Origin of the sequence: Caballeronia sp. LZ008 (assembly GCF_031451435.1) — a bacterium.
Lineage (GTDB): Bacteria > Pseudomonadota > Gammaproteobacteria > Burkholderiales > Burkholderiaceae > Caballeronia > Caballeronia zhejiangensis.
Genome location: NZ_JARUXK010000004.1, coordinates 803,383 through 812,147 on the forward strand (window position 1 = coordinate 803,383; position 8,765 = coordinate 812,147).

The 8,765-nt window shown below is 64.6% G+C and carries 11 protein-coding genes; 4 read left to right on the plus strand and 7 right to left on the minus strand.

Translation table 11 applies throughout. The features are described from left to right. Positions 1 to 16 precede the first annotated feature (16 nt). Positions 17 to 439, minus strand: a complete 423-nt coding sequence (gene phaP, locus QCE49_RS28590; RefSeq protein ID WP_008353443.1) for a phasin family protein — start codon at positions 437 to 439, stop codon at positions 17 to 19. Between the two features lie 297 nt (positions 440 to 736). Between phaP and QCE49_RS28595 the strand changes: the two genes are divergently transcribed. Further along, positions 737 to 928, plus strand: a complete 192-nt coding sequence (locus QCE49_RS28595; protein WP_033536164.1) for a DUF2964 family protein — start codon at positions 737 to 739, stop codon at positions 926 to 928. Between the two features lie 17 nt (positions 929 to 945). On the opposite strand, the gene QCE49_RS28600 is transcribed toward QCE49_RS28595, so the two are convergent. Further along, the gene (locus tag QCE49_RS28600; RefSeq protein WP_033536165.1) at positions 946 to 1,320 is read right to left on the minus strand and encodes a DUF3564 family protein; all 375 of its coding nucleotides are present in this window, start codon (positions 1,318 to 1,320) and stop codon (positions 946 to 948) included. A 576-nt stretch (positions 1,321 to 1,896) separates the two neighbouring features. Here QCE49_RS28600 and QCE49_RS28605 point away from each other — a divergent pair. Next, a complete protein-coding gene (locus tag QCE49_RS28605; protein ID WP_250456734.1) occupies positions 1,897 to 2,886 on the plus strand; it encodes a zinc-dependent alcohol dehydrogenase family protein in 990 nt (329 codons plus the stop codon). 1 nt (position 2,887) lies between these two features. Here QCE49_RS28605 and QCE49_RS28610 read toward each other — a convergent pair whose 3' ends face one another. Beyond that, a complete protein-coding gene (locus tag QCE49_RS28610) occupies positions 2,888 to 3,592 on the minus strand; it encodes a Crp/Fnr family transcriptional regulator (protein ID WP_008353439.1) in 705 nt (234 codons plus the stop codon). Positions 3,593 to 3,667: 75 nt separating this feature from the next. Beyond that, on the minus strand, positions 3,668 to 4,321 hold the full coding sequence (locus tag QCE49_RS28615; protein ID WP_008353437.1) for a glutathione S-transferase family protein: 654 nt from the start codon (positions 4,319 to 4,321) through the stop codon (positions 3,668 to 3,670). 174 nt (positions 4,322 to 4,495) lie between these two features. Between QCE49_RS28615 and QCE49_RS28620 the strand changes: the two genes are divergently transcribed. After that, a complete protein-coding gene (locus QCE49_RS28620; protein WP_250456735.1) occupies positions 4,496 to 5,869 on the plus strand; it encodes a polyhydroxyalkanoate depolymerase in 1,374 nt (457 codons plus the stop codon). A gap of 2 nt (positions 5,870 to 5,871) precedes the next feature. On the opposite strand, the gene QCE49_RS28625 is transcribed toward QCE49_RS28620, so the two are convergent. The 3 genes from QCE49_RS28625 to QCE49_RS28635 are packed head-to-tail and all read right to left on the minus strand — an operon-like array spanning position 5,872 to position 8,231. Next, positions 5,872 to 7,206 (minus strand): ATP-binding protein, encoded by a 1,335-nt coding sequence (locus tag QCE49_RS28625; RefSeq protein WP_250456736.1) that lies wholly within the window; start codon positions 7,204 to 7,206, stop codon positions 5,872 to 5,874. Continuing rightward, positions 7,203 to 7,916: a response regulator gene (locus QCE49_RS28630; protein ID WP_008353432.1), complete on the minus strand. Its 714-nt coding sequence runs from the start codon at positions 7,914 to 7,916 to the stop codon at positions 7,203 to 7,205. The genes QCE49_RS28625 and QCE49_RS28630 overlap by 4 nt, the downstream gene beginning before the upstream one ends. Positions 7,917 to 7,928: 12 nt before the next feature. Then, complete coding sequence (locus QCE49_RS28635; protein WP_008353431.1) at positions 7,929 to 8,231, minus strand: EF-hand domain-containing protein; 303 nt, start codon at positions 8,229 to 8,231, stop codon at positions 7,929 to 7,931. Positions 8,232 to 8,490: 259 nt separating this feature from the next. Between QCE49_RS28635 and QCE49_RS28640 the strand changes: the two genes are divergently transcribed. After that, positions 8,491 to 8,765: hypothetical protein (locus tag QCE49_RS28640; protein ID WP_309806696.1), on the plus strand; the 275-nt coding region annotated here is incomplete at its 3' end.

An 8,765-nucleotide genomic window follows, 5' to 3' on the forward strand; every position in this document is an offset into this window, starting at 1 on the left:
TCAGGACCGCGCGAGGCTAGGTCTTGGGCTTCTCGATAGAAGCTTTGAGTTCGTTCAGGGCGTCTTCCATGCGTTTGCTGACGAGCGCATAGGCTTCGGCCTGAGTCTGCTGGGTCGTGCGCGCGATGTCCTGCATGTCCGCGAGCGCGTTGTGCAGCGCGCGTTGCACGACTTCGTTGGCGTTGAACGGCGGTTGCGTCGAGGTCGTGGCGAATTGTTTTGCGATGCCTTCGAGATCGCTCAAGGTCCGGCGCAGGATTTCGAGTTGTTTGTCGCGCAGCGCCTCCATGCCGCCGAACGCGACGCGATTGGTCGCCGCGAGCGCTTCGACGTCCTTGCGGCGCGATTCCATGATCGCGGTGACGTCGAACCCAGGAAGCTGGTACTGCTGGAACATGGCTGCAAACTGGCTGAACGGATCGCTGAAATTTTGGTTCATCGTGCCTCCCCAGGGTTTTGTCGGTCGAATGCGAGCCATTCTTGCGGGCAAAGGCGAGGATGGCCCGGGCAGCATGCGCCGTGTGCGCGAAGCCATGCCAACGCGCAGCCAGCACCTGATACTACCAATATAAGCCGTGGAAATGGGGCAAGGGAAAACACCAGAACGAGCGGACGCCTCCCGAGCGCGCGCGGCGTTCGGTTGAGGTTGATGCAGGTCAATTCGTGCCGCGCCGAGCAAGCGACCATTGAATTATCGCGGCGCGGTATCGGTGCGCCCGACGGTCGGGAGAACATCATGATCAGGGGTGAAGGGCGCATCGTGGCGGCTTTGGGCGCGGTGTTCGTGACGCTGGGCGGCATCAATGCGGCGCTGCGCGGCCTGCTCTTCGACGAGACGTCGGTGATGTACTACGGCGTGCTCGCGATACTCATCGGGGCTGCGTCGTTCGTCGTGATGCTGACACCGTTCCCGAGCGACGAGCCCTGACGATTGAGCGCGTGCGATCAGATTCTCTCCTCGTCGGCGAATACGCCGTGCTCCGCCTTGATCTGCTCGCGATCGATGCACTGGACGTGCCAGCGTCCGGTGCTCTTCATGCCGGCGCCGTCGGCATACCAGAGGACGCGTCCCGCGAGACCCTCGCATGGGCCATCCGGCGCGTCGACATCGAGGCGCTCCAGAACGCAGATGGGATCGCCCACTTGCTGGCCGCAAATCATCGTGCCGTTCGAACCTGTGCGCAAGCCGCCCCAGTCCGGCACATCGACGGACTGATGACCCTCGCGCGACCATCGGCGGGTTTCCTTGTCGAGCCACAGGATGGCGTAGGCCGCCGATTGAGCGCCTTCGAAGCCATCCAGCTTGACCGTGATACGCATGTCATCCTCCATGAAGCAAATTCGATGGACGAAGACGCTCGGCGCTTTCGCCGGCCATGAGCGTCCTCGGTTGAATGGCGGCTTGCGCCGCGCGTATTGTTGAGGCGTTGCGACGCGATCTTCTCAGACCGCGATGAGAGGTTCGAACTGGACGCCGCAGATAAGTTTAATCGCGCCTCATGTAATGGGTTCCATCGCCGATGCGTTCGTATGGCACGCTTCGGATCGCGAACTTGCCGCGCCGCAACAGCGATGATGTCCGAACCAAACAAGCAAGTCCGATGCCGAAATGTGTCGCCGACACATGTTCGCTTCGTGACTGCATGAGTCAAGTTTAGTACGACAATCTGACCGTTCAGCGACAGTCATCGGAGGCAAATCGCCGCACGCGCGAGCAACCGATGCGCGATGCGTGCGCCGCATCATCGCGTGATGTGGTGTAACCAGAATGCCCGTCGAGCGTGCATCGGTGCACCAAGGCGGCTTCGCGCGCCCCAGCGCATCGCGCGTGCGTGCCGTTCGTTTGCTGCTGCGACGGACAACACGCTGCGCTGCAATATCGATGGAGATGAATTCATGCGCGCAATGGTCTTCGACGGCAACGGTCCTTTCCTGCAGTTGCGCGATCTGCCCGATCCGGTGCCGCGCGCAGGTGAATTGCTCATCGACGTCCATGCGTGCGGCGTGTGCCGCACCGATCTCCATGTAGTCGACGGCGAGCTCGCGCATCCGAAGCGGCCCGTGATACCGGGCCACGAGATCGTGGGAACGGTCGCGCGGCTCGGCGCGGGCGTGACGAACTTCGCGCCCGGCGATCGCGTGGGCGTGCCGTGGCTGGGCCATACCTGCGGCCGTTGCCGCTACTGCATCGCCGGCCGCGAGAATCTCTGCGATGCGCCGGATTTCACCGGCTATACGATCGACGGCGGTTACGCGCAACGCGTCGTCGCCGATGCGCGCTACTGCCTGCATCTGCCGCAACGGTATTCGGACGTGGAAGCCGCGCCGCTGCTGTGCGCGGGACTGATCGGCTATCGCACGCTCGCGATGGCCGGCGACGCGCAGCGCATCGGCATCTATGGCTTCGGCGCGGCCGCGCATATCGTCGCGCAGGTGGCGAAGCATCAGGGGCGCGCGGTCTATGCGTTCACGCGTCCGGGCGATATCGCGGCGCAACGTCTCGCGCTCGCCCTGAAGGCGCATTGGGCGGGCGGCAGCGACGAGACGCCGCCCGATGAACTCGACGCCGCGCTGATCTTCGCGCCCGCCGGCGCGCTCGTGCCCGCGGCGCTCAAGGCGGTCGCGAAGGGCGGCGCCGTGGTGTGCGGCGGCATCCACATGAGCGACATTCCTTCGTTTCCGTATGCGCTGCTCTGGGGCGAGCGGCGCGTCATGTCGGTGGCGAATCTCACGCGCGAGGACGGCCGCGCGTTCATGGGGATCGCCGCGCAGTTTCATTTGGATCTGCACACGACGCCTTATCCGCTCGACGAAGCGAACCGCGCGCTCGCCGATCTGCGCGACGGCAAGCTGACGGGGGCGGCGGTGCTGACGGTCCGCGCGTGAATCAGTGATGTTCGAGCATCGCGCGATCGACGATGCGGACCTGACGCCCGTTGAGCCCGATCGCGCCTTCGCGCTGCAGCTTCGAGAGCGTGCGGCTCACGGTTTCGAGTTCGAGCCCGAGATAGCTGCCGATATCCGCGCGCGTCATCGGCAAGAGAAGATCGACCGGATGTCCGCCGGATGACGTTGCCCCCGCGTCGAGGCGTTCGGCGAAATCGAGCAGGAACGCCGCGACGCGTTCGCGCGCGGGCATGGTGCCGAGCATCAGCGCGAGACGCGATGCGCGCACGATCTCCGCGCTCATGATCGCGAGCAGTTCGTGCTGCATCCCCGCGTATTCGCGACACAGCGGTTCGAGAATGCCGACCGGCATGATCCGCACGACGCTCGCTTCGAGCGCGACGGCGTCGCTTTCATGCCGGTTCGTGCATATGCCGTCGAGACCGAGCGTTTCGTTTTCGAAGTGAAAGCCCGTGACCTGCGTGTGCGGCGCGCTGTCATCGTCGCTGCTGGGGAATGTCGCAACGGTCTTGAAGCAACCGCTTTGCACCGTATACAGGCTGCGCAACGGCTCCCCCGCGCAATACAACGCATCGCCACGCTCGACGGTGCGCGTCGGAAACGGGATCGCGTCGGTGTCCGAAAAGCGGACGTGCAACGTCGGCGCGCGCCGGGTCGAAGCGCCTGCATCGATTGAAGGTTCCATTGCGACTTCCTCCTTCAAGACCAGTATGGTTCACGAATGGAGGAAAAGAAAATCGGCCTGACTCGCGCGACCGTTTCAGAACTCGATATCGAGTTCGTCGATTTCCTCGGCTTCCTGTTGCGCATCGGCGATCCAGCGGCGCATCTCCGGCATCGCGAGAATGCGCTCGCCGTACGCGACGATATCGGCGTCGAGCTTGACATCGTAGGTGACGAAGCGCGTGACGACCGGCGCGAACATCGCGTCCGCGCACGTCCGTTCGCCGAACAGATACGGACCACCATACTGCGCGAGACATTCATGCCAGATCGTCACGATCCGCTCGATGTCGGTCTGCGCGCGCGCCCATACCTTGAAGCCCGGAAAGTGCGCCTTCAGGTTCATCGGCAGGGCGGAGCGCAGTGCGGCAAAACCCGAGTGCATCTCGCCGCAAATCGCGCGGCAATGCGCGCGTTCGGCGCGCTCCTTCGGCAACAGGCCGGCATCGGGGCATACTTCATTCAGATATTCCGCGATGGCGAGCGTGTCCCAGACCTTGATGCCATCGTGAAAGAGACACGGCACGAGTATCGATGGCGACAGCAAAAGCAGTTCGGCGCGCGCGCCGGGATCGTCGGCGGGCATCACGACTTCCTCGAACGGCAGTCCGCTGAACTTCGTGAGCAGCCAGCCGCGCAGCGACCAGGACGAATAGTTCTTGCTGCTGATGGTGAGCGTGGCGTTCGCCATGAGTCGTTCCTCGCGCGTCGTGCACCAAGACGGATCGAGCGCGGTGCGCCAAAGCACCGAAGCGCGGCGAAACGCGCTCGTGAATGGCATCTGTGCAAAGCCTATGCCAATCGCGTGACATATGAAGGCCCATGTAGCCATCGATTGGCATGGCTATTGCCTCCTTTCGTCGCCATGAATCCGTTTACCTATGCGGGCTATCAGGCCTGGTCCGATTCGATGCTGCCGATCCGCCACGCCGCCACGCTCGTCGAAGGCGCGCTGCGTGTCTGGAAGGATATCGGCGAGACGCCGCAGGCCCGCAGTATGGCGGCGCTCTGCGAACAGGTCGCGCTCGCGGGCCTGACGCACGCGCGGCCGCCATTCGATATCGCGCCGGTGCAAGCCGAAGGCAAAACGATGCGCGTCCTGGAAGAAGTCGCGGCATCGACGCCGTTCTGCGATCTGCTGCATTTTCGCAAGGACGATGCGTCCATCGTGCAGCCGCGCGTGCTCGTCATCGCGCCGATGTCCGGCCACTTCGCGACCCTCTTGCGCGGCACCGTGCAGACGATGCTCGCCGATCACGACGTCTATATCACCGACTGGCGCAATCCGCGCGACGTCTCGCTGATGCACGGCCGCTTCGGCTTCGACGAATACGTGCAGCACATCATCGATTTCATCGAGACGATCGGGCCGGGCGCGCATCTGCTCGCCGTCTGCCAGCCGACCGTCGCGGCGCTCTCGGCGGTTGCGCTGATGGCCGAGGACCGGCATCCCGCCGAGCCGGCGAGCATGACGCTGATGGCCGGTCCCATCGATACGCGCGTGAACCCGACGCGCGTGAACGAACTCGCGAAAAGCAAGCCGATCGACTGGTTCGAGCGCAATCTCATCAGCATGGTGCCGTTCGGTTTCGCGGGCGCGATGCGGCGCGTTTATCCGGGCTTCGTACAGCTGGGCGCGTTCATGTCGATGAATCTCGCGCGTCACATCGAATCGTTCGAGGAGATGCATCATCAACGCGCGAAGGGCGACGTCGCGAAGGCCGATGCGATCCGCGTTTTCTACGAGGAATACTTCGCGACGATGGACCTCACCGCGGAGTTCTATCTGGAAACCGTCGACACCGTGTTTCAGCGGCACGCACTGCCGCTGAAGCAGCTCGAAGTGCGCGGCCGCAAGGTCGATCCGTCGGCGATCCGGCGCACCGCGCTTTTCACCGTCGAGGGCGAGCGCGACGATATCTGCGCCGTCGGCCAGACGCTCGCGGCGCAGGATCTGTGCGACAAGCTGCGGCCGTATCTGAAGGCGCATCATGTTCAGACGGGCGTCGGCCACTACGGCGTGTTCAACGGCAAGCGCTGGGAGCAGCAGATTTATCCGCGCATTCGCGCATTGATCCACGACAACGAGCCGAGTCCCGCCGGTGTGAATGCGCGCACGCAGCCGATGGTGCCCTTGCACGCAATCGCGCCGCTCGCACGCGAATCCTCGGTCGCCGAGGATCAGGCGCAGACGGCGAACGAGGGCGATGACAAACAGGCGATCGCCGATCCCGAATAACGCTAGCTCGAGAGCGGCAGAACGATGCGCGACTCCGCGCCGCCGCCGTCGCGCGCGCGCAGTTCGAGCGTTCCGCCGTGCAGCCGCGCGATGCGCTCGACGATTGCAAGTCCGAGGCCCGTGCCCTTCGGCTGGCCTTCGCCGCCGCCGCGCTTGAACGGCTGCTTCAGCGCTTCCGGATCCTGACCGCCGAGGCCTTTTCCGCGATCCGCGATCACGACGCAGGCCGTGTTCGCCTCGCGATCTGTCCACGTCCGCACTTCCAGGCCGACTACGCCGTAGAGCACTGCGTTCTGCATCAGGTTCATGAGCATCCGCATCATGCTGATCGGCCTGAACGGGAACGGTTCGATCTCGCCGAGATCGAGCGCGAACTCGTGCCCCAGTCCGGCGAAATCGGCGGCCAGATTGGCGATCAGCGCGTTGAGATCGCCGACGACGGGCGTTTCCTTCGCGCCGCTGCCCGCGTAGTCCATGAACTGCTGAAGAATCGTATCGATGGTGTCGAGATAGCCTTCCGCCGATGCCGCGAAAGCCGCGTCCGTCGATGGCACGGCGGACATCGCCATGGCGAGGCGCAGCTTGGTCATCGGCGTGCGAATGTCGTGCGAGATGCCCGCGAGCATCAGCGCGCGCGTGGCGTCGGCTTCCTTCAGCGCGGCCGTCATGCGATTGAAGGCGCCGCTGACCTGGGCGATTTCCGTCGGACCGTCGGTCGGCAGGACGCCCGGCTCGCCGCCCGCGGACACGAGCCGCGCGGCATCGGCGAGATGCGCGAGCGGACGGTTCAGATGGCGCTGGATCACGTACGCCGTCGCGAACGCGAGCGCGCCGAGTCCGAGCGAAAGGAAAAGGGCGGTCGCGAGGCCGTCGTCGTGCGCCGCTTCGGGCACCGGCAGCGCCAGCCAGCGCGGCTCGCCCGCCAGATGCGCGCGGATCCACAAGCGCTGCTGACCGTCGTCGGACGCTTCTGCGCCTTGCCAGCGCACGAGCATGTCGGCGGGCAGATGCGCGCGCAGGCTCTCGATGAACGTCCGGCGCTGATACGTTTGATAGAAGCGCAAGCGCGATCCCGGCGCCATGTCGCGCGCGCCGGCGGGCAGTTCGGCGCGAAGGTCGAGGTTCACGGCAACGCCTTGCGCGGCTTCGGGCGGCGAAGTTTTCAGGAGCGTATCGAGCGTGACGATATAGCTCGCGAAGGTCGCCGCCGCGCGCTCGATGCGCGGCGTCTGGATGAAATGGAGCAGCACGGCGATCGCGCACACCTGGCTCACCGCGACGAGCGCGACCAGCAGCAGGATGTTGCGCGCGAAGAGCGAGCGCGGCGCCCACTTCACGATTCGATTTCCGCGAGCAGCATGTAGCCGACGCCCCACACGGTCTTGATGAACCGAGGCTTGCCCGGATCTTCCTCGACGATCTGACGCAGCCGCAACACCTGCACGTCGATGCTGCGATCGAGCGCGTCGTGATCGCGGCCGCGCGTGCGGGCGATGAGGTTGTCGCGGCTGACCGCGCGGTTCGGCGACGAGCCGAGCGCCGTGAGCAACTGCATCTGCGCGGAATGAATCTCGAACGGCTCGCCGCCGCGATACAGCTTTTGCTTCGCGAGATCGAGGCGGAAATCGCCGAAACGGATGCGCTGCTGCGTATGCGTCGGGTCGCCCGCCGCAATCTTCTGGCGGCGCAGCAACGCACGCACGCGAGCGACGAGTTCCTGCGGCAGAAAGGGCTTGGCAAGGTAATCGTCGGCGCCGGTTTCGAGGCCGACGACCTTGTCGACCGGATCGCCTTTCGCGGTGAGCATCAGGATCGGCAGCGTCTGGCCTTCGGCGCGCAGGCGCTTGCAGACCGAGAGGCCGTCTTCGGGCTCCATCATCCAGTCGAGCACCAGCAGGTCGTAAGGCTCGCGCTGCAAATAGCGGTCGAGCCGCTTGCCATTTTCGACGACGCGTACCTCGAAACCCTGCGAACTCAGAAATCGCTGCAGCATGTTGCGCAACTCGGCTTCGTCGTCAAGCACGATGATCTTCGGCAGGGTTTCCATGGAGGCTCCGGGTCAGCGTTGCGCGGCGTGCTCGTGCATGAAGGCTTCGATTTGCGGCAGCGTGACGTAGCCGTTCTTCTGCGTGTCGATTTCGTCGAAGTGCTTGGCGACCATCGGCATGCCCGTGGATGCCTGCTCGCGCGTGAGCTTGCCGTCGTGCGTGGTGTTGGCGCTCGAAAAGCGCGTCTGCAACTGGCCGAGCACGTGTTCGAGGCGCGGGCTCGCGCCCATCGGCTGCGTAGCGGTCTGCGCGAACGCCGCGCCCGACGTGGCGCACGCCGCGCATGCCGCAAGGATGACAAGAATCTTTCGCATGGCTCTCTCCCCTGATTCGCTACGGATGAACGTCGACGGTGATGCCATTCTATTGAGCCGCGCCGCGAACGCAATCTTGGGGATGCTACGAATCATGTCGCCGTATTTCGCGTTCGATGCCGCGCATTCGCGCCGACATCCCGCGACATAAGTTACGACTCCCGCATCGGGCAGGGCTTCGCTATCGTTCTCATCGCCGGCAGTTGCATTTCTTTGTTGCTGCCGTATTCAACGTCTCACGATGCATGAGGACTTCAACATGAATTGCCGTTTGCTCAGCGTTTCCGCCGTTTCCGCCGTTGCCGCCATCAGCCTGACCTGCGCGAAGACCGCATCGGCTGGAACGAGCGTGCAGGTTTCCTACGTCGCGCCCGCCGTCGTTTACGCGCCGCCGCCGCGTCCCGTGTACTACTACGCGCCGCCGCCGAGGCCGCCGTATTACTACGTGCCCGCGCGCACGATCGTCGTCGAGCCGGCGTTCGCGCCGGTGGTGGTCGCCGCGCCGCCGCAGCCTGCCGTCATCGTGACGCCGTA